The organism is Actinomadura sp. NPDC048394, assembly GCF_040651755.1.
Taxonomy (GTDB): domain Bacteria; phylum Actinomycetota; class Actinomycetes; order Streptosporangiales; family Streptosporangiaceae; genus Spirillospora; species Spirillospora montaniterrae.
In genome coordinates, this window is record NZ_JBEZJL010000014.1 from 89,344 (window position 1) to 109,473 (window position 20,130).

Genomic DNA, 20,130 nt, shown 5'->3' on the forward strand with positions numbered 1-20,130 from the left:
TCATGAAGCTCACACTGCGCGTCTGGCGCCAGAGCGGCCCCCAGGACAAGGGGAAGATGGTCGAGTACAAGCTCGACGACGTCTCCCCGGACGCCTCGTTCCTGGAGATGCTGGACGTCCTCAACGAGAAGCTCATCGCGGGCGGCGAGGAGCCGGTGGCGTTCGACCACGACTGCCGCGAGGGCATCTGCGGCATGTGCTCGCTGGTCATCAACGGGACCCCGCACGGCCCCGAGGAGCGCACCACCACCTGCCAGCTGCACATGCGCAAGTTCAAGGACGGCGAGGTCATCGACGTCGAGCCGTGGCGCGCCCGGGCGTTCCCGGTCGTCAAGGACCTCGTGGTGGACCGGTCCGCGTTCGACCGGATCATCCAGGCGGGCGGCTACATCACCGCGCCGACCGGCACCGCGCCGGAGGCGCACTCCACGCCCGTCCCGAAGCCGGACGCGGACCGGGCGTTCGAGGCCGCCGAGTGCATCGGCTGCGGCGCCTGCGTCGCGGCCTGCCCGAACGGGTCGGCGTCGCTGTTCCTCGGCGCGAAGGTCACCCACCTCGGCCTGATGCCGCAGGGCCAGCCGGAGCGCTGGGACCGCGTCGTGTCGATGCTGGACACCCACGACGACGAGGGCTTCGGCGGCTGCACGAACACCGGCGAGTGCACGGTCGCGTGCCCGAAGGGCATCCCGCTCGACGTGATCGGGAACCTGAACCGCGACTACCTGAAGGCGACCGCCGGCGGGAAGAAGCGCTGATCGTCCTCGCAGGCCACGGCCCCGCTCGGAGTACCGGGCGGGGCCGCTCTAATGTGGGCGCATGACGATCACTCTTGTCCCCTACCACCAGGACGAGCGCCTGCCCGGCGCGACGTTCCCGCTCCCCGAGGCCGAGGTGGTCACGGTCGCCCGCGAGTTTCCCGAGGGCGACGTCTGGACGCGGATCGCCGCGCTGTACGAGCCGGTCGCCGCCGAGGTCGCCGCGCAGGTCGCGGCCGGCACGGTCCCGTCGGTGGTGTCCGGCGACTGCCTGGTCTCCGAGGCCGTCCTCGCGGGCGTGCAGCGGGCCGGGGTGGACGCCTCGATCGTGTGGTTCGACGCGCACGGAGACGTCCAGACGCCGGAGACCAGCACCTCCGGGTACATCGGCGGGATGCCGCTGCGGCAGATCCTCGGCGACCACCCCGAACTGCTGTCGTCGCGGCTGGGCCTGCGGCCGCTGCCGGAGGAGCGGGCCGTCCTCGTGGACGCCCGCGACCTCGACCCGGCCGAGGCGGAGTTCCTCGCGTCGTCGCGGGTCCGTCGCTGCCCTGTGGACGGCATCGACCTGCCGGACGGCCCGCTCGTCCTGCACGTCGACGTGGACGTGGTCGACAAGGCCGACCTGCCGGGGCTGAAGTTCCCCGTGGGCGGCGGGCCGTCCTTCGACGCGGTCGTCGCGGCGGTCCAGCGGGTGAAGGCCACGGGCCGGGTCGCCGCGGTCGACATCGCCTGCCCGTGGCACCCGCCGCGGCCGGGCGACGACGGCGTCCGCGCCCGCCTCCTCGCCGCCCTCCTGGCCTGACACCGGCCGGCGCCGGTCAGGGGCGCAGCCGGCAGTGGAGTTCGAGGCCGGGGACGGCGTCCCAGCCGATCAGCCGGACGAGCTTGTCGATGTGCGCGGTGACCGAGTGCAGGACGAGCAGGCCGTCGCGGCCGGCGAGGTCGCGGGCCGCGAGGGTGAGGGTGCGCAGGCCCGCGACGTCGATGAAGTCGACGCCGGCGAGGTCGAGGTGCAGGTCGCCGTCGATCCGGGCGCGGGCGGCGCGCAGGGCGCGGGTGAGGTCGGCCGCGTTGGACACGTCCACCTCGCCGGCCATGCGCAGCCAGGGGGCGTCCGCGGCGCCCTCGATGCGCAGCAGCGGGGTGTCGAGTTCGACGACGTCGTAGCGGGGAGCGGTGCGCTCCGGGCGCGGTCCGCCCGGACCGCCCTCCCCGCCGGTGATCCGCCAGACCGTCATCCGCTCCTCGCCCTTCGGGACCGGGGCGCCGCCTACCGCGGGCACGCCCGTATATGCCACGATCTCACCTGTTGACACCTTGTGGACCCCACCACGCGGGAAAACCGTCATCGGGAGGCTTTTCATGGACGAGAAGGCGATCCTGGAGCGGATCAACGAGTTCATCGACGAGGAGCACGCGCTCCGGCAGGCGCATGAACGCTCCGAGACCACCGGTGAGGACACGAGACGGCGGTTGCGGGAGCTGGAGGTGGCCCTCGACCAGTGCTGGGATCTGCTGCGCCAGCGGCGCGCCAGGATCGACGCGGGGCAGAACCCGGAGGACGCGCACGTGCGCCCGCCCAGCGAGGTCGAGGGCTACCGCCAGTAGCGCCCGCTACGGCACCATCCACGACAGGACGTCCGTGGACTGCAGGCCGGACAGCACGCACATGCCGGCCAGGAACAGCAGGCTCCACAGGACGACGCGGCGGAAGATGTCGCCCTCGCGGCCGTCCAGGCCGACGGCGGCCGCGGCGATCGCGAGGTTCTGCGGGGACACCATCTTCCCGAGGACGCCGCCGGAGCTGTTGGTGGCGGCCATCAGCACGGGCGACAGGTCGGCCTTGTTCGCGGCGGTGATCTGCAGGGCGCCGAACAGGGAGTTCGACGAGGTGTCCGAGCCGGTCACGGCGGTGCCGAGCCAGCCGAGGACCGGGGACAGCACGGCGAAGGCGCCGCCGGCGCCGGCCATCCAGGTGCCGAGCGTGACGGTCTGGCCGGAGGCGTTCATCACGAACGCGAGCGCCAGCACGGCCATCACGGTGACGATCGCCCAGCGGAGCTGGACGAGCGTCGTGCCGTAGGCGCGCAGCGCCCGGCCCGCGCCGACGCGCAGCGCGATCATGGTGAGGAGGCCCGCGACGAGCATCTGGGTTCCGGGCGTGGTGAAGTAGTTGAAGGTGAAGGTGGGCAGCGTCGACGGCTTGCCGGACGCGGCCGTGATGTGCAGGCCGGGCCAGCCGACCGTCTGGGTGGCGCCGTTCAGCCAGTTCTTGACCTGGTCGATCTGGCAGACGACGAACACCGCGATGATGATCGCGTAGGGGGCGTAGGCGCGGACGACGTCGGCGCGCGAGTCGGCCGGGGCCTCGCCGGGGGCGCCGCCGCGCCCGGCGCGGGCGGCGAACTCGGGGGTGGGCTCGTCGGCGGCGCCGCCGGCGATGACCGGGCGGGCCGGGGCGTGCGGGCGGCGCAGCCGGACGACGAGGACGACCGCGGCGGCCGACACCAGCGACGCGACGACGTCGGCGAGCGGCACCGAGATGAAGTTGGCGGTGACGTACTGCGCGGCGCCGAACGCGGCGCCGCAGAACAGCGCGGTCGGCCACGTCTCGCGGACGCCGCGGCGGCCGTCGACGATCAGCACCAGGATCAGCGGGACGAACACGGCGAGGATCGGGGTCTGCCGGCCGACCATGGCGCCGAGCGTGTCGCTGGACTGGCCGGTGACCTTGCCGAGGGTGAGGATCGGCGTGGCCATCGCGCCGAACGCGACGGGCGCGGTGTTGGCGGTGAGCGCGAGGACGGCGGCCTTCAGCGGCTGGAAGCCGAGCGCGATCAGCATCACGGAGGTGACCGCGACCGGGGTGCCGAACCCGGCAAGCGCTTCCAGCAGCGCGCCGAAGGAGAACGCGATGAGGATCGCCTGCAGCCGCTGGTCGTCGCTGACCTGCGCGAACGTCCGGCGCAGCACGTCGAAGTGGCCGGTCGCGACGGTGATGTTGTAGACCCAGAGGGCGTTGATGACGATCCACAGGATCGGGAAGAAGCCGAACGCGGCGCCTTCGCTGCCGGCCAGGAACGCCTGATCGGCCGGCATCCCGTACGTCCAGATCGCCACGGCCAGGGCGACCGCCAGCGCGATCAGGGACGCCAGCCAGGCGCGCATCCGCAGCGCCCCGAGCAGGACGAACAGCACCGCCAGCGGCAGCGCGGCGACCAGCGAACTCCAGCCGAGCGAGTCGGCGACGGGATCGAGGACCTGTCGGTACACGGGATCACCTCGCGGTTAGGAGCGGCCCCCGAGTTGGACCGTCAATACCCCGTGGTGTGTCCCGCCTCACATTGATGGTGAACTTTTCAATCAGTCAGCACCTCCCGGAGGGCTGCCGGCCCGAAGTCAGAGCAGCGGCAGCAGCCGGGCCGGGGTGATCGGCAGGTCGCGGACGCGGACGCCGGTCGCGTGGTGCACGGCGTTCGCGACGGACGCGGCGGCGCCGACGATGCCGATCTCGCCGATGCCCTTGGACCCCATCGGGTTCAGGTGCGGGTCGGCCTCCTCCACCCACGCCGCGTCGATGTCGCGGACGTCCGCGCAGGCCGGGACGTGGTACTGGGCGAGGTCGCGGTTGACGTAGTCGCCGAACCGCGGGTCCATGACGCTCTCCTCCATCAGCGCCATCCCGATGCCCATCGTCATGCCGCCGATGAACTGCGACCGCGCGGTCTTCGGGTTGATGATCCGGCCGGCGGCGAACACGCCGAGCATCCGGCGGACCCGGACCTCGCCGGTGTCGGCGTCCACCTCGACCTCGCTGAACTGCGCGCCGAAGGCGTGCCGGGCGTACGCGTCGCGGCCCTCCAGCTCGGCGGCGGTGTCCGCGGACGCCTCCAGCCCGCCGGGCGGGACGGAGCCGTTCATCTTGCCGCGCAGCGACTCGCACGCGCGGACGACGGCGGTGCCCCAGCTCGCGGTGCCGGCGGAGCCGCCCGCGACGGTCGCCTGCGGCAGCGCGCTGTCGCCGATCTCGACGGTCACCCGGTCGGCGTCGGCCTTGAGCGCCTCGGCGGCGATCAGCGTGAGGGCGGTGCGGGCGCCGGTGCCGATGTCGGCGGCGGCGATCCGGACGGTGAACGTGCCGTCCTCCTCGGCGCGCGCCGTCGCCTTGTTGGGACGCATGTAGGCGGGGTACGTGGACGCGGCGACGCCCATCCCGACGAGCTTGCGGCCCTCCCAGCGGACGCCGGGCGCGGGGTCGCGGTGCTCCCAGCCGAACCGGTCGGCGCCCTCGCGCAGGCACGCGACGAGGTTGCGGGAGCTGAACGGCAGCCCGCTCTCCGGCTCGGTGTCGGTGTCGTTGCGGATCCGCAGCTCGACGGGGTCGACGCCGGCCGCGAACGCCAGCTCGTCCATCGCCGACTCCTGCGCGAACATGCCGGGCGTCTCGCCGGGCGCCCGCATCCACGACGGCGTCGGGACGTCGAGGCGGGCGAGCCGGTGCGAGGTGCGGCGGTTCGCCGCCCGGTACACGACGCGGGTCGGGGTGGCGGTCTGCTCGGCGAACTCGGTGACGGTCGAGGACTGCTCGAACACCTCGTGGACGATCGCGTTCAGCGTGCCGTCGGCGTCGGCGCCGAGCCGGAACCGCTGGATCGTCGGGGTCCGGTAGCCGGTGGTGGCGAACATCTGCTGGCGCGGCACCGCGAACTTCACCGGACGGCCCACCGCGCCCGCCGCCATCGCCGCGAGCACGACGTTGGGGCGCGGCGTGCCCTTGGACCCGAACCCGCCGCCGACGTGCGGGGCGATGACGCGCACGTGCGTCCGGTCGAGGCCGAACACCTGCGCGATCGTCTCCTGCGTCGGCGAGGAGCCCTGCGTGGAGTCGTAGAGCGTGAGGGTGCCGTCGTCGTTCCACTGGGCCGCGGTCGTGTGCGGCTCCATCGGGTTGTTGTGCTCGGCGGGGGTCGTGTACGTCGCGTCCACCCGGACGGCCGAGTTGGTGAACGCCTCCTCCGGGTCGCCCTGCTCGGTGTCGGCGGGGAACACCGGGTTCACCTTGTCGGGCTTGTAGAGGCGCGGGTCGTCCGCGCTGAGCCGCACGTCGAACGGTTCGGACACGTAGTCGACGCGGACGTGCCGCGCCGCCTCCCGCGCGATGTCGAGCGTCTCGGCGATGACGGCGGCGACGAACTGGCCCCGGTACGCGACCGTCCGGGACTGGAACAGCGCCAGCTCCGCGTCCGGCACCTCGTGCAGGTGCGGCGCGTTCTCGCAGGACAGGACGGCCAGGACGCCCGGGATCCGCAGCGCGGCGTCCGCGTGCACCTCCGTGATCTCGCCCTTGGCGATGGTCGACTGCACGGCCGCGGCGTAGGCCGGGTTCTCCAGCGGGTACTCGTAGGCGTAGCGGGCCGCCCCGGTGACCTTCTCGCGGCTCTCCAGCCGGTCGGTCATGACTGCTCCCCCAGCTCGGTCAGCGTCCGGACGATCAGGTTGCGCGCGAGCGGCACCTTGTAGGCGTTGTCGCGCAGCGGCTCGGCGAGGTCCAGCTCGGCCTCGGCGGCGCGCTGGAACTCCTCGCCGATCGCCGGGGCGCCGCGCAGCGCCTCCTCGGCGCGCAGCGCCCGCCACGGCTTGTGCGCGACGCCGCCGAGCGCGATCCGCACGTCCCGGACGGTGCCGCCCTCGACGTCGAGCGCCGCCGCGATCGACACCAGCGCGAACGCGAACGACGCGCGCTCGCGGACCTTGCGGTACCGGGACGGGATGTCCAGCGGCGGCACCTCCACGGCCGTGATGAGGTCGCCGCTCTCCAGGACGGTGTCGCGCTGCGGCTCGTTGCCGGGCAGCCGGTGCAGCTCGCGGAGCGGGATCGTCCGCTCGCCGGCGCGGCCCTGGACGTGGACGGTGGCGTCGAGCGCGGCGAGGGCCACCGCCATGTCGGACGGGTGCGTGGCGACGCAGGCCTCGGAATGGCCGAGGATCGCGAGGTTGTGGTGCTCGCCCTCACGGGCCGGGCAGCCGCTGCCCGGGTTGCGCTTGTTGCACGGTTTGTCGGCGTCCTGGAAGTAGGAGCAGCGCGTGCGCTGCAGCAGGTTGCCGCCGACCGTCGCGAGGTTGCGGATCTGCCCGGACGCCCCCGCCAGCACGGCCTGCGCCAGCATGGGATGGCTCTCGCGGACCGTCCGGTCGGCGGCGAGGTCGCTGTTGCTGACGGCGGCGCCGATGAGCAGGCTCCCGTCGGGCCGCAGCTCGATCTCGCCGTTCGGGAGGCGGGACACGTCGACGAGCCGCGCCGGCTCCTCGACGCCGAGCCTCATCAGGTCGACGAGGTTGGTGCCGCCGCCCAGGTAGAAGGCGCCGTCCTCGTGCAGCCGCAGGGCTTCGTCGGCGCTCGTGGCGCGCTCGTACACGAACGGCCTCATGCCCTGGCCTCTTCCGTCTCGGTCTTGCGCGCCGCCTCCCGGACGGCCTTGACGATGCCCATGTACGCGCCGCACCGGCACAGGTTGCCGCTCATGCGCTCGCGTATCTCGTCGTCGTCGAGGACGGGGTCGGCGCTGAGGTCCTCGGTCACCGCGCTGGGCCAGCCCCGGTCCGCCTCGTCGAGGACGGCCGTCGCCGAGCAGAGCTGCCCGGGCGTGCAGTACCCGCACTGGAACCCGTCCTGCTCGATGAACGCCTCCTGGAGCGCGCTGAGCCGGCCGTCCCGCGCGAGCCCCTCGACGGTGACGACCTCCGCGCCGTCGTGCGCGACGGCGAGGGCCAGGCACGCGTTCGCCCGGCGGCCGTCCAGCAGGACGGTGCACGCCCCGCACTGCCCGTGGTCGCAGCCCTTCTTCGAGCCGGTCAGCCCGAGATCCTCGCGCAGGGTGTCCAGCAGCGACGCGCGCGTGTCGACGCGCAGCCGGTGCTCGGTCCCGTTCACGACCAGCGTGATCTCGGTGTGTACCGGGGTGACTTCGCTGTCCATGCCCGGGGGCCTACCCCGGATCCGCGCAGGCAGTCGCGGCGGTCAGGGGGTCCAGCGACGCTGTCCGGCGTCCTTCTCGTACGGCTGCGGATCGGGATAGGTGAGCAGCTCGAAGGTGCTGCCCCACGGCGTCCGCGCGTACTGGAAGCGGTTGCGGTCGCCGGCCTCGGGGCCGGGCAGCCGCTGCGGCTCGCCGAGCAGGACCCCGCCGGCGTCCGCCACGCCGCGCGCCGCCTCGTCCAGATCGTCCACGTAGAAGGCGACGTGCTGCCAGCCGAAGTCGCTCGGCAGCGCCGGCGGGCGGCGCTCGGTGCCGCGGAACTCGAACAGCTCCAGGCCCGGGCCGTTCGGCAGCCGCAGCATCCGCATCGCGACCTCCTCGGTGCCCGCCGGCACGCCGAGGCGCCGCTCGGTCTCCGGCCCGGCGACCGGCCCGTCCTCCCTGCGCAGCGTGTCGTACAGCGGCCGCGCCCCCAGCACGGCGCCGAAGAACGCGGTGGCCGCCTCCAGGTCCGGGACGGTCACCCCGACATGATCGATCCCCCTCACGCTCATACCGCTCGAAATGCCCCGCCCCACCAGGCCCAACCCGTGGCGGCGGTCACGTGATCAGCGGCGTCGGCGGGGACGCAGCCGGTACAGCCGGTACCAGGCCAGCAGGGAGAACAGCACGCCGAGACCCGCCGCGATGCCGAGGTCCATCCCCCAGGCGGTCACCGTGTGCTTCCACGCCGGGTCGGCGGCGCCCGCGTGCGGCATGATCGAGTCGAGGTCGATGGTCGCCGCGGCCGCGCCGAACCCCCAGCGGGACGGCGACAGCCACGCCAGCTGCTCCAGCCCCGGCTTGCCCGCCAGCCGCACCAGCCCGCCGGACAGCACCAGCTGCCCCATCGACAGCACGATCAGCAGCGGCAGCGTCTTCTCCGAGCTGTTCACCGACGACGACACCAGCAGCCCCAGCGTCATCGACACCACGCCGAGCAGCGCCATCGCCAGCATCAGCTCCGGCAGCACCGGCGCGAACGTCCCGGAGGACGGCAGCTTCACCCCGATCGTCCCGATCAGTGCCAGCACCACCGCCTGCAGCGCCGTGATCACCCCGAGCACCAGCAGCTTCGACATCAGGTACACGCCCGCCGACAGCCCCGCCGCGCGCTCCCGGCTGTAGATCGTCCGCTCCTTGACCAGCTCCCGGACGGCGTTGCCGGTGCCCGCGAAGCACGCCGCGAACGCCAGCACCATCAGCTTGGACGCGGCGTCGGTGTTCGGCGACGGCCCCGTCAGCCCCTTCGGCGCCGGGATCGCGGCGCTCAGCCCGCCGAGGATCAGCGGCATCACCCCGAGCAGCACCAGGTAGCTGCGGTCGGACGCGATCACCGCGAGGTAGCGCCGGCACAACGTGCTGAGCTGCGCGAACCGGGACTGCTGCCGCGGCGGCGGCGCGGGCACCGACGTGTCGGCCTGCACGGCGCCGCCCTGCCGCCCGCTCTCCACGTACCGGGCGTGCCGCGGCGAGGCGCGGAACTCGGTCGCCCAGTCCCGGCCCGGCTCCCGGTCGAACGCCTGGAACACCTCCGCCCACGACTTCTTCCCGAAGTGCTCCAGCCCCTCGGCGGGCGGCCCGTAGTAGGCGAGGCGCCCGCCCGGGACCAGCACGAGCAGCCGGTCGCAGGCGTCCAGGTTCGCGACGCTGTGCGTGACGACGATGACCGTCCGGCCGTCGTGCGCCAGCTCCGCCAGCATCTCCATGACCGTCTTGTCCAGGCCCGGGTCGAGGCCGGACGTCGGCTCGTCCAGGAACAGCAGCGACGGCTTGGTCAGCAGCTCCAGCGCGACGCTGACCCGCTTGCGCTGCCCGCCCGACAGCCGGTCGATGCGGGTCGAGGCGTGCGCGGTCAGGCCCAGCTCGCCGAGCACCTCGTCCACCCGCTGCTCGCGCTCCCGTTTGCGGGTGTCGCCGGGGAACCGCAGCTCGGCTGCGAACAGCAGCGCCTGGCGGGTGTCGAGCTGGGTGTGCAGGATGTCCTCCTGCGGGACGAGCCCGATGCGGTGCCGCAGCTCGTCGTAGTCGGCGTACAGGTCGCGGCCGTCGTAGCGGACGGTGCCCTCCGTCGCCGGGCGCGTGCCGGTGACCGCGCCGAGCAGCGTCGACTTGCCCGCGCCGGACGGCCCGATCACCCCGACCAGCGACCGCTCCGGGATCGGGAACCCGACCCCGTCGAGGATCACCTTGCCCTCGGGTGTCCGGACGATCAGGTCCTCCACCGACAGCGACACGTCGCCGGTGTCGACGTACTCCCGCAGCTCCTCGCCGACCAGCTGGAACGTCGCGTGCCCGATGCCGAGCAGGTCGCTCTCGGTGAACTCCGCCGACTCGACCCGGGTGCCGTTGACGTAGGTGCCGTTGTGGCTGCCGAGGTCGACGATCCGGTGCCGTCCCGGGCCGAGGCTGCGCAGCTCCGCGTGGTGCCGCGACACCACCAGGTCCGGGACGACGATGTCGTTGTCGGCGGCGCGGCCGATCCGCAGCGTCTTCGGCGCGACCCGGATGATCTGGCTCGGGTGCCGGTCGACGCTCGGCCGGAACGCCGCGGCCGGTTCCGGCCGCGGCGGCGGCACCGTGCGGGGCAGCGGCGGGCGCTGCGGGACCGGCGGCGCCGTGCCCGACGGCGGCCGCGGGCTCCCCGGCGCGTTCCCCGGCCCGCGGCCGGGCGGCGCCGGCGACTGGACGGGCGGCGCCCCGCGCCCGGCGGGCGGCGGGTACACCTGGCGGCGGCTCGGCGGCGGGCTCTCCGGGAAGCAGGCCAGGCTCTCGCCCTCGGTGGAGTGCCCGAGCAGGAACTCCCGGTGCCCGCCGATCTCCATCCGCTCGATGCGTCCGCCCTGGCAGAACGTGCCGTTGCTGCTGCCGACGTCCTCGATCAGCCAGCCGTCCGGGCCCGTCCGCAGCACCGCGTGCCACCAGGACACGCGCGGGTCCGCCAGCGCGATGTCGGACGCGGGGTCGCGGCCGATGCGGTAGGAGCCCCCGGGACGCAGCCGGTGCACCCGGTCCCGCGTGCGGACGACGAGAACGGGCGCGGCGAGCGATTCGGCGGAAGGACCGGCCGTCATGCGGGGAGTGTAAGTCCTCGCCCCGGAAATGTCGCGGCCCGTTTTCCGGACCCGGTACCGGCGGGACACCGGTCCCATTGACACGGCCCGGGCGACGGAATTGAGTGAGCGCCATGGCGAATCCGCCGGGCGCGGCTGCCGTCACCCGTGTCGAACGCCTTCCGCGGCGCGGGCGGCCACGGTGGCTGACCGTCCTGATCTGCGCCGTTCTGCTGATCGCGCTGCTCCTCGTGGCGGCGGACCGCGGCGGCGTGGTGTTCGCGCAGCACGAGATGGCCGTGCAGATCAAAAAGGAGGGATTCCCGGCGACGCCGAAAGTGACGATCAAGGGATTCCCGTTCCTCACCCAGGTCGTGTCCCGTCACTTCGGCGATGTGCGGCTCGAGGCGAGCAGAATAACCGAGGGCCCCTTGCGCATCACGAACCTCAAAGTGCGCGCGCGGGACGTCCGGGTCGATTCGGGATTCAGCAGCGGGACGCTCGGCACCGTGGACGGCACGGCGTTCGTCAGCTTCAAGGACCTCGCGAGCGCGAGCGACAACCCCGACCTCGTGCTGACCGCCGCCGGGAAGAACCTCGTCAAGGCCAAGATGGACCTCGGCATCACCGAGGCCACCGCGACCGCGACCGTCACCAAGCAGGGCAACAGCATCGTCGTGAAGACGCAGTCGATCGAGGGCTTCTCGCGCTCGGACATCGGCGACGACCTCGACTTCACCGTCCCCGTGAGCGGCCTGCCGATGGGCCTGTCGTTCCAGAGCGTCACGGTCTCGTCGAACGGCGTGGGCCTCCACGTGGTCGGCCGCAACGTGAAGTTCAGCGACTCCTGACCCGCAGGAAGGGCGGCCGGCCGTCAGAGGAGGGCGACGGCGGCGTCGACGGCGGCGCGGACGTCGCCGTCCGGCGGGTAGAGCAGGGAACGGCCGGCGACCAGGCCCCGCACGCCGGGCAGCCGCAGCGCGCGGCGCCACCCGTCCAGGACCGCGCGCGGGTCGTCGCCGATGTCGCCGCCGAGCAGCAGCAGCGGCAGCGTCGTCGCCGCCACGACCCGCTCCATCCCCGGCACGACCGGCACCTTCAGCCACGTGTACGCCGACGTGGCGCCGAGCCCGGACGCGACCGACACCGCGCGGATCATCGCCTCCGGCGTCAGCAGGTTGCGGACGCGACCGTCGACGCGGTGCGCGACGAACGGCTCCACCATCGCCATCAGCCGGTGCCCCGCCAGGCCCGTGACCGCGCGCCCGCACGCCTCCAGCGTCCGCGCCGTCGCCGGGTCGCCGTCGTCGATCCGCAGCAGCATCTTGCCGCCGTCCAGCCGGGACGCCGCGACCGCGTCCGCGTCGTAGGCGGTGAACCGGTCGTCGATCTCGAACGCCGTCCCGGCGAGCCCGCCCCGGTTCATCGAGCCGATCGCGAGCTTGCCGTCGAGGACGCCCAGCAGCGTCAGGTCCTCGATGACGTCGGGCGTGCCGAGCACGCCGTCGACGCCGGGGCGCTCCAGCGCCGTGCAGAGCCGCTCCAGCAGGTCGCGCCGGTCGGCCATCGCGACCGGGTCGCCGCCCGCCGCGAGCGCGCCGCGGGCCGGATGGTCCGCCGCGATGATCACCGGACGGTCCGGCAGGGCCGGGAGCCGCACCCGGCGCGCCGCCGCCTCGGCGACCGCCTCCGGCCGCGCGGCCCGCACCTCCGTCAGCTCGCCGATGCGCACTCCGCCGAGTCTGCTGACGATCACGGCGCGCTGTCAATCGGGGACCGCGCGGCGCTCAGCCGGAGTCGGTGATGATCTCCGCGACCTGCCGGGCCGTCTCCGTCGGCAGCGGCGCGGGCAGCCCCTTCCACTTGCGCGACGCCGCCACCGCGGCGGCGCCCGCGCCGCCCCCGTACGCCAGCGCCGCGACGAACGACGCCAGCTCCGGCGGCAGCTTCTTCTCCAGCAGCAGCACGTTCATCCGGTACGTCGCCGCGGTCGCGAGGACGCCGAGCGTCCCCGCGAGCGCGCCGAACCGCAGCGCGGGCACGCGCTTGCGCGCCTTGGTCAGCATCTCCTGGTGCGCGGCGTCGATCACCTGCCGGACGAGCGCCAGGTTCTGCTCCACCGGATCGTCCTCGATCTTCGCCGCGGCTCGCGACTTTGCCATGACCCCGGCTTACCCGTTGCGTTGCGAAGGATTCCGGGGAGCAAACTATCACTGTAAGTAACTTTATGCGTGCTGTAAGTTGCGGAGCGTCCCCGAGCAGGAAGGCGTGTCCGGACGATGCAACCGTTCGAGCTGCCCGACTTCTACGTCCCGTACCCGGCCCGGCTGAACCCGCATCTGCAACGGGCGCGCGCGCACAGCACCGCCTGGGCCCGCGAGATGGGCATGCTCGACGACGCCCGCGACCCCGGCACCCCCGACATCTGGGACGAGGCCGCGCTCGACGCCATGGACTACGCCCTCCTGTGCGCCTACACCCACCCCGACTGCGACGGCGCCGAACTCGACCTCGTCACCGACTGGTACGTCTGGGTCTTCTACTTCGACGACCACTTCCTCGAGGTGTTCAAGAAGCCGCAGGACCAGGCCGGCGCCCGCGCCTACCTCGACCGGCTCCCCGCCTTCATGTCGCTCGACCCGCCCGAGCCGGAGAACGCCGTCGAGCGCGGCCTCATCGACCTGTGGGCCCGCACCGTCCCCGCCCGGTCCGTCGCCTGGCGGTGCCGGTTCGCCGAGAGCACCGGCGCGCTGCTGCGCGAGTCGCTGTGGGAGCTGTCCAACATCAGCACGGGACGCGTCCCGAACCCCGTCGAGTACGTCCAGATGCGCCGCAAGGTCGGCGGCGCCCCCTGGTCGGCGGACCTCGTCGAGCACGCCGCCGGCGTGGAGGTCCCCGCCCGCGTCGTCGGCACCCGCCCGCTGCGGGTGCTGAAGGACGCCTTCGCCGACGGCGTCCACCTGCGCAACGACATCTTCTCCTACCAGCGCGAGACGGAGCGCGAAGGCGAGATCAACAACTGCGTCCTGGTCGTCGAGCACTTCCTCGGCGTCGGCGCGCAGCAGGCCGCCGACACCGTCAACGACCTGCTGACCTCGCGGCTGCGCCAGTTCGAGAACACCGCCCTCACCGAACTGCCCCCGCTCTACGAGGAGCACGCGCTCACCCCCGCCGAAAGGGCCGCCGTCACCGCCTACGCCAAGGGCCTCCAGGACTGGCAGTCCGGCGGCCACGAATGGCACCTGCGGTCGAGCCGCTACATGAACGAGAAGTCCCGCGGAACGTCGGCCTCGCGCGTCCCCGCCCTCCTCAAGTCGGTCCGGCTCAGCCGCCCTCACGTCCCGTTCCAGAAGGTCGGGCCGACGCCCCTCCCGGAATTCGACCTGCCGTACGAGGCCCGCGTGAACCCGCACCGGGAAAGGGCCCGCGAGAACGTCCTCGCGTGGTGCGCCGCCATGGGCATGCTCGGCCCGCTCCCCCGGCATCCCGCCCCGCTCTGGACGGCCGAGAAGCTCGCCGGTTTCGACTTCGCGGTCTGCGCGGCGTCCCTCGCCCCCGACTCGCCGCCCGAGTCCCTGGATCTCGCCACCCAGTGGCTGGCCTGGGGCACCTTCGGCGACGACTACTTCCCCGCCGTCTTCAACCGCGACCGCGACCTCGCGGGCGCGAAGCGGTTCCGCGCCCGCATCCCCGGCTTCATGCCGCTGGACTGCGGGCCGACGCCCGTCCCGGAGAACCCGTTCGAGACCGGCCTCGCCGATTTGTGGCACCGCACCGCGTCGCCCATGTCCCGCACGGGCCGCTGCGAATTCCGCGCCACCATTGACGACATGGTCGAAAGCTGGCTGTGGGAACTGCACAACCACGTCCAGTCCCGCATCCCCGACCCCGTCGACTACATCGAGATGCGCCGCCGCACCTTCGGCTCCGAGCTCACCATGGCGCTGTCCCGCATCGGCCTTTCCCGCGAGATCCCCGCCGAGGTCTTCGCGACCCGCACCCTCCAGGAACTCGACGCGTCCGCGATGGACTGCGCCTGCCTCCTCAACGACGTCTTCTCCTACCAGAAGGAGATCGAGTACGAGGGCGAGCTGAACAACGGCGTCCTCGCCGTGCAGCATTTCCTCGACTGCGGCCGCGACCAAGCCGTCCCCATCGTCAGCGACCTCATTTCGTCGCGCCGCCGCCAGTTCGAGCAGCTCGCCGCCGAACTGCCCGCGCTGGCCGCCGACCTGGGCCTCGACGACGCGGCCCGCACCGCCCTCGACGCCTACGTCACCGAACTCCGCGACTGGATGGCCGGCATCCTCAAATGGCACCACGAAACGACCCGCTACAACGAACGCACCCCCACCCGCCCGCTAGGGGGCTCCGCCTTCTGTCTCTTCGAGACGACCACCGGCTGACCCGCCCCCCCGCACACGGATCGCCCTCTCCAACCTCCGCCTAGCCCTCCGCCGGCGCCGCTCCTGAGGCAGGGTCACGAACACGATCAGCACCAGGATCACGAGCAGCGCCCCCAGCTGGAACGCTTTCAGCTAGAGACCCGCCGTGATCACCGCGGGCAGGAGGACCAGGACCGCGGGCCACCACCGGCGCGTCCGCTCCCAGGCCGCCCTCCGGCTCTCGATGAGCGCGAGGAGCGGCCCGTGCAACGCCGGGTCGTCCGGGAGTTCCCCGGTGCGGAACGCGGCGGCCATGGAGACCCGCGCCTCCCGGGGACGCCTGCCGACGACCCGGCGCTCCCACCCTCTGCCGGCCCCCGCGACGGCGGTCAGCATGGCCGCGAAGACGCAGCCCACCAGCGCGAGATCAAGCGACTTCCGCAGGGACTCGCCCGCGGCGAGGGCGATCACCCCGAAGTACGCCGACAGTGAGAAGGCGGTCGTCAACGCGTACACCCACAGTGGGCTCGCCGTATAGCGGTCTCTCCAGTTCGGCACAGCACCACGATCAGGCATCGGAGGCCTGGGTGTTCGGGAGTGACCGGAGGCGGTCGAGGGTGTTGTCAGGTGGTTTCGGGGGCGGGGGTGGTGGCTTTGGTGCGGGTTATGGTGCGGGTGAGGAGGGCGCGGGCTTCGGCTATCTCGGCGGCGCGGCGGTCCAGTTCTTCGAGGCGCTCGTGCAGCACCTCCAGGGTGCCGGGGCAGGGGCGCAGCGCGTCGACGCCGGCGGCGCAGGGCAGGAGGCGCGCGATCGACCGGGTGGGCAGGCCGGCGGCGAGGAACGCGCGGATCCGGGCCACCGTCAGCTCGGCGTCGTCGCCGTACTCGCGGTAGCCGTTGGCGCGGCGCCGCGACTCCAGCAGGCCCTGGTCCTCGTAGTAGCGGATCAGCCGCTCGCTCACCCCGGTGCGCCGGGCCAGCTCTCCGATCAGCACGGACGACCTCCTCGTCTTGACCTTCCAACGGTGTCAAGGGCCGACAGTGGGGCCCTATTCCGCACGGGAGGAAAAGATGATCATCGATGCGCACGGGCACGTCCACGATCCGGTGGAGGACCACATCGCCCTGCTGGACGAGGCCGGCGCCGGGCGGGCGGTGCTGTTCGCGACGCGCCCGCATCCCGAGCGGGCCGCCGACCTGGCGTCGCTGCAGAGGGAGATGGACGTCCTGAGCAGGAGCCTCGGCGGGCAGGCGAACGCGCTGGGGTCGTACGAGGTCGCGTGGGCGGAGCACGCCGCCGCCCTCGCGGCGTACCCGGACCGCTTCATCGGGTTCCTGTCGGTCCCGCTCGACATGAGCGGCGAGGAGATCGCCGCGATGGTGGAACGGGACGTGGCGGCGGCCGGCCTGCACGGCATCGGCGAGCTGACGCCGCCGCCGGGACGGGCGGCGCTCGTCGAGCCGGTGCTGCGGGCCGCCCGCGACCATCGCCTGCCCGTCGTGGTGCACGGCTCGGCGCCGACGACGGCGGACGACCTGGAGACGCTCGCGGGGCTCGCCTGCCGGTACCCGGGCGTCCCGCTGGTCGTGAGCCAGCTCGGCGGGGCGCACTGGATGCGCGCGATCGAGCTCGTCCGCGACACGCCGAACATGTACCTGGAGCTGTCCACGGCGCCCATCGTCTTCGCGGTGCGGGTGGCGATCGCGGAGATCCCCGACCGCACCCTGTTCGGCTCGGACGCCCCCTACGGCGACCCCGTGCTCGCGCGCATGACCGTCGAGCGCGTCACGCCGCCCGGCGAGACCCGCGACCGGGTCCTCGGCGGCACCCTCGCCGAGCTGCTCGGCCTCTGAGCCGGGAGCCGGTTGGGCGGCGACCCCGAGGGTAGGGCGTGACCTGCGAAGACACGGTGAGGCGCGAGTCATCCGGGGGGCGCCGTGCGGCGACGATGGCGGCAGCGCGCGCGGACGGCGCGCTGGCCGGCGGGGGCGGGCATCGCGGCCTGGCGCTGGCTCCGGACGGCCCGCACCGCGAAGCGGGAACGGCTCCGGACGGAGCCGGGCTTCGACCCCGCGCGGATCCCGCCGCGCGGCGGAGACCGCATCCAGGGGCTGCGGCAAGGGGTCGGGCCCGTCTACCAGCGCCGCTACACGGTCCGGATCGAGGGCGGCGACCTGGACGCGTCCGGGCTGATGGAACGGCTGCGCGCGGACGTCAACGCCGCGTCGCCGGTCGAGTTCGCGGTCTTCGACAAGATCTCCGGGGCCTCGCCCCGGCTCGACCTCGGGGACGAGTACGACGTCCACATGCCGGGGCCGTGGAACTGCCCGGTGCGGGTGGTGGAGCGCACGCCGCGGTCGTTCCGGCTCGCGACGCTGAGCGGGCACGTCGAGGCCGGCGAGATCGAGTTCCGGGCGCGCGACGCCGAGGACGGCGGGCTGTGGTTCACCATCGAGTCGTGGACGCGGAGCGGCGACCGGCTGGCGGACGTCCTCTACGACCGGGTCGGCATGGCGAAGGAGATGCAGCTCCACATGTGGACCCATTTCTGCCGCCGGGTGGCCGAGATGGCCGGGGGCCGGACGGCGGGGGACGTCGAAGTCCTCACCGAGCGCACCGAGATCGCCGGGGACTCCCGGGTCGACGGGCGCCACCTGGCCCGGCCGGCGGCCGCCGCGCTCGCCCGGACGTTCACGGCGCTGGCGAAGGCGCGCGGGGGCCGGCCGCTGCATCCGCGCGGGGTCGTCCTCGACGCCGTCCTGCGGTTGTCCGGCACCTCGCGCTTCTGGGGCGTACCGCTGCTGGACGACGCGGTGGAGCTGCGGGGCCTGGCGCGCCTGTCGCGGTCGATCGGCCTGCCGGCGCCGTACCCCGACGTCCTCGGGCTGGCGTTGCGGTGGCGGCAGCCCTCGGAGGACGGCGACCCGGCGACCGCCGAGCTGCTGCTCGCCACGACGGGCCACGGGCGGGCCGGCCGCCACCTGCTCCGTCCGGCGAACCACTGGGGGCCGGGCTTCTACGGTTCGCTGCTGCCGTACACGGCGGGCGACCGGTACGTCCTGCTGGGCGCGTTCGCCCGGCGCGCCGTCCCGGCGGACCCGGCGGCGCTGGCCCGTGCCGCCGGGGAGGGCCCGATCACGCTGGATCTGGTCGTGGCCACGGGCCTCGGGCCTTGGGAGCGGTTCGGGGAGTTGGTCCTGACCGGGCCCGCGCGCACCGACGACCGGGAGCCGGTGCGTTTCAACCCGGTGCGGCACCCGATCCCGGGGCTGCGGCCCGCCGGTCCCCTCCAGCAGGTGCGGGGGCGCGCCTATGACGCCGTCCACGACATCGACGGTGGCGCGGGCGTGAGGAAGACGGGCCGCCGGAAGGACACCGCCCGGCGCAGAGGCCCGCGCGCACACCGCCGGCTCCAGCGGCGCTACGAGGGGCTGCGGGACCGGACGGTGAACTTCGAGCCCCGGGAACGGCCGGAGAACGCCGGGCCCGCCGGCTGGCACATCGACGATCACCGCCGGCCGCTCCCGCCGGAGCGCCCCGGTCCGCCGGAGCCGGACGGGAGCTGGGAGATCGCGCGGCGCCTCGTCCGGGACTACGAGTTCGCCGATCCGCGGATCATCCGCAGCGCCTACCGGACGGGCGCGCCCGAGCCCGGCGCCGACATGCTGCTGGAGGCGAGGTTCTTCGGGCTGCGCTTCCACCTCGGCGTCCGGGTCGGCGACGTCGTCGACGCGGTCGTCGAGGAGGACGGCCGGCAGGTGCGCGTGTGGGGCTGGAACTACCGGACGCTCGAAGGGCACCTGGAGCGCGGCCAGATGGACCAGGAGGTGCGCAAGTGGCTCGACACCGGGGAGGTCGAGTTCCGCCTGCGCGCCTTCTCGCACCGCGCCGCGATCCGCGACCCGTTCGTCCGCCTCGGCTTCGTCCTGTTCGGCCGGGCCACCCAGCTCAAGTACCAGCGGCGGGCGTGCCGCCGCATGTCGGACCTCACCCGGGCGGCCCTCGCCGCGCGGGGGCGCGCGCGGACCGCGGACGCCGGCGTCAGCCGGTGAGGGAGTCGCGGACGGTCATCAGCGCGAAGCCCAGCAGGTTCTGGCCCTGCCATTCGGCGGGGTTCTGCGCCCGCGGGTCGTCGGCGGCGAGGCCGATCCCCCAGACGCGGTCGAGGGGGCTGGCCTCCACGAGGACGCGGTTGCGGGTCCCGGCGAGGAAGTCGCGCAGCTCGGCGTTCTGCGCGAACTTCGCCCGGTTCCCGGCGACGACGATGGACGTACGGCGGGCCACCCAGGCGTCCTCGTCGAAGCCGCGGACGCGGCGGCCGAGGTCCTTGGCGGCGCCCGGGTGGGGCGCCGCGATGACGGCGGCGGCCGTTTCCTCGTCGGAGAACAGGCGGGCCTTCTCCGCCATCATGTAATGCTCCGCCGTGGCATACGTCACTCCGCCGACGGTGAAAGGCGACGGCCACCATTGGCTGAGGTAGCCGGGACCGGGCGTCCGGTGGCCCCAGAAGAACAGGTACTTCGGCGGCGCGCCCTCGTCGTGGAGGCGGATGAGCTGCTGGACGTCCATGCCGACGATGGTGGCAGGGCCCGGCCCCGGGCGCCATCCGGTTCCGGGCGGGCGGAATGCGGCACCGGGGCGGAGCGTTATGCGGGTGCAGGCCTCGCGGTCTAGACCATTTTGCTAAACCAGGTGGGTCATCGGGGAAGATCTCCTTATTTCGGTCGGCCCGGATGCCGAGAATCGCGGGCCGTCGTCAACGGGAGGACAGCAGTAGAAATGGACAACGCCCTGGCGAACCCTCGTCGCACCCGGATCAACTCGTGGCCGGAGCGGCGCCCGGCGGACACCGACTCCGAGCGCCCCCTGGACGCGGAGACGGGCGCCCCGGAGGACGACCTCGCCGCACGTTGACCG

Annotated in this window: 20 protein-coding genes; 8 read left to right on the forward strand and 12 right to left on the reverse strand. The window is 73.3% G+C overall.

Features of this window, described 5'->3' with window-relative positions:
• The first annotated feature begins 2 nt into the window (after positions 1–2).
• Both AB0C78_RS12260 and AB0C78_RS12265 read left to right on the forward strand, forming a co-directional pair.
• The gene (locus AB0C78_RS12260) at positions 3–755 is read left to right on the forward strand and encodes a succinate dehydrogenase/fumarate reductase iron-sulfur subunit (protein WP_360745779.1); all 753 of its coding nucleotides are present in this window, start codon (positions 3–5) and stop codon (positions 753–755) included.
• Between the two features lie 61 nt (positions 756–816).
• Entirely contained in the window at positions 817–1,560 is a 744-nt protein-coding gene (locus AB0C78_RS12265; protein ID WP_360745782.1) for an arginase family protein, read from the forward strand.
• 16 nt (positions 1,561–1,576) lie between these two features.
• Here AB0C78_RS12265 and AB0C78_RS12270 read toward each other — a convergent pair whose 3' ends face one another.
• A complete protein-coding gene (locus AB0C78_RS12270; protein WP_360745785.1) occupies positions 1,577–2,056 on the reverse strand; it encodes an STAS domain-containing protein in 480 nt (159 codons plus the stop codon).
• Between the two features lie 64 nt (positions 2,057–2,120).
• Between AB0C78_RS12270 and AB0C78_RS12275 the strand changes: the two genes are divergently transcribed.
• Positions 2,121–2,366 (forward strand): DUF2630 family protein, encoded by a 246-nt coding sequence (locus AB0C78_RS12275; RefSeq protein ID WP_360745788.1) that lies wholly within the window; start codon positions 2,121–2,123, stop codon positions 2,364–2,366.
• A 6-nt stretch (positions 2,367–2,372) separates the two neighbouring features.
• Here the strand turns inward: AB0C78_RS12275 and AB0C78_RS12280 are convergent, their stop codons facing one another.
• The 6 genes from AB0C78_RS12280 to AB0C78_RS12305 all read right to left on the reverse strand — a co-directional run bounded on the left by AB0C78_RS12280 (position 2,373) and on the right by AB0C78_RS12305 (position 10,848).
• Positions 2,373–4,031 (reverse strand): L-lactate permease, encoded by a 1,659-nt coding sequence (locus AB0C78_RS12280; protein ID WP_360745791.1) that lies wholly within the window; start codon positions 4,029–4,031, stop codon positions 2,373–2,375.
• A 126-nt stretch (positions 4,032–4,157) separates the two neighbouring features.
• On the reverse strand, positions 4,158–6,215 hold the full coding sequence (locus AB0C78_RS12285) for a xanthine dehydrogenase family protein molybdopterin-binding subunit (protein WP_360745794.1): 2,058 nt from the start codon (positions 6,213–6,215) through the stop codon (positions 4,158–4,160).
• Positions 6,212–7,186, reverse strand: coding sequence for a xanthine dehydrogenase family protein subunit M (locus AB0C78_RS12290; protein ID WP_360745797.1), 975 nt, complete (start codon positions 7,184–7,186; stop codon positions 6,212–6,214). Before AB0C78_RS12290 ends, AB0C78_RS12285 begins: the two co-directional genes overlap by 4 nt.
• Positions 7,183–7,734, reverse strand: coding sequence for a 2Fe-2S iron-sulfur cluster-binding protein (locus tag AB0C78_RS12295; RefSeq protein WP_360745800.1), 552 nt, complete (start codon positions 7,732–7,734; stop codon positions 7,183–7,185). The genes AB0C78_RS12290 and AB0C78_RS12295 overlap by 4 nt, the downstream gene beginning before the upstream one ends.
• A gap of 42 nt (positions 7,735–7,776) precedes the next feature.
• Positions 7,777–8,289: a VOC family protein gene (locus AB0C78_RS12300; protein ID WP_360745803.1), complete on the reverse strand. Its 513-nt coding sequence runs from the start codon at positions 8,287–8,289 to the stop codon at positions 7,777–7,779.
• A 54-nt stretch (positions 8,290–8,343) separates the two neighbouring features.
• Positions 8,344–10,848 carry an FHA domain-containing protein gene (locus AB0C78_RS12305; protein WP_360745806.1) on the reverse strand — a complete coding sequence of 835 codons (2,505 nt, stop codon included), beginning with the start codon at positions 10,846–10,848 and terminating at the stop codon, positions 8,344–8,346.
• Between the two features lie 113 nt (positions 10,849–10,961).
• Here AB0C78_RS12305 and AB0C78_RS12310 point away from each other — a divergent pair, with 113 nt between their 5' ends.
• Complete coding sequence (locus AB0C78_RS12310; protein WP_360745809.1) at positions 10,962–11,678, forward strand: DUF2993 domain-containing protein; 717 nt, start codon at positions 10,962–10,964, stop codon at positions 11,676–11,678.
• A 23-nt stretch (positions 11,679–11,701) separates the two neighbouring features.
• Here AB0C78_RS12310 and AB0C78_RS12315 read toward each other — a convergent pair whose 3' ends face one another.
• On the reverse strand, positions 11,702–12,583 hold the full coding sequence (locus tag AB0C78_RS12315; protein WP_360745812.1) for a hypothetical protein: 882 nt from the start codon (positions 12,581–12,583) through the stop codon (positions 11,702–11,704).
• Between the two features lie 31 nt (positions 12,584–12,614).
• A complete protein-coding gene (locus AB0C78_RS12320) occupies positions 12,615–12,989 on the reverse strand; it encodes a phage holin family protein (RefSeq protein ID WP_151545085.1) in 375 nt (124 codons plus the stop codon).
• Positions 12,990–13,106: 117 nt separating this feature from the next.
• On the opposite strand from AB0C78_RS12320, the gene AB0C78_RS12325 reads away from it, so the two are divergent.
• Entirely contained in the window at positions 13,107–15,233 is a 2,127-nt protein-coding gene (locus AB0C78_RS12325) for a germacradienol/geosmin synthase (protein WP_360745816.1), read from the forward strand.
• A gap of 132 nt (positions 15,234–15,365) precedes the next feature.
• Here the strand turns inward: AB0C78_RS12325 and AB0C78_RS12330 are convergent, their stop codons facing one another.
• Both AB0C78_RS12330 and AB0C78_RS12335 read right to left on the reverse strand, forming a co-directional pair.
• Positions 15,366–15,770, reverse strand: a complete 405-nt coding sequence (locus tag AB0C78_RS12330) for a hypothetical protein (protein WP_360745819.1) — start codon at positions 15,768–15,770, stop codon at positions 15,366–15,368.
• A gap of 65 nt (positions 15,771–15,835) precedes the next feature.
• Complete coding sequence (locus AB0C78_RS12335; RefSeq protein ID WP_360745822.1) at positions 15,836–16,207, reverse strand: MerR family transcriptional regulator; 372 nt, start codon at positions 16,205–16,207, stop codon at positions 15,836–15,838.
• A 76-nt stretch (positions 16,208–16,283) separates the two neighbouring features.
• Between AB0C78_RS12335 and AB0C78_RS12340 the strand changes: the two genes are divergently transcribed.
• Both AB0C78_RS12340 and AB0C78_RS12345 read left to right on the forward strand, forming a co-directional pair.
• The gene (locus AB0C78_RS12340) at positions 16,284–17,066 is read left to right on the forward strand and encodes an amidohydrolase family protein (RefSeq protein WP_360745825.1); all 783 of its coding nucleotides are present in this window, start codon (positions 16,284–16,286) and stop codon (positions 17,064–17,066) included.
• A gap of 84 nt (positions 17,067–17,150) precedes the next feature.
• On the forward strand, positions 17,151–19,265 hold the full coding sequence (locus AB0C78_RS12345) for a DUF1990 family protein (protein ID WP_360745828.1): 2,115 nt from the start codon (positions 17,151–17,153) through the stop codon (positions 19,263–19,265).
• Here the strand turns inward: AB0C78_RS12345 and AB0C78_RS12350 are convergent.
• Positions 19,255–19,782 (reverse strand): NADAR family protein, encoded by a 528-nt coding sequence (locus tag AB0C78_RS12350; RefSeq protein WP_360745831.1) that lies wholly within the window; start codon positions 19,780–19,782, stop codon positions 19,255–19,257. The two genes, AB0C78_RS12345 and AB0C78_RS12350, sit on opposite strands and share 11 nt — an antisense overlap.
• A gap of 210 nt (positions 19,783–19,992) precedes the next feature.
• On the opposite strand from AB0C78_RS12350, the gene AB0C78_RS12355 reads away from it, so the two are divergent.
• Positions 19,993–20,127, forward strand: a complete 135-nt coding sequence (locus AB0C78_RS12355) for a hypothetical protein (protein ID WP_360745834.1) — start codon at positions 19,993–19,995, stop codon at positions 20,125–20,127.
• Positions 20,128–20,130 lie beyond the last annotated feature (3 nt).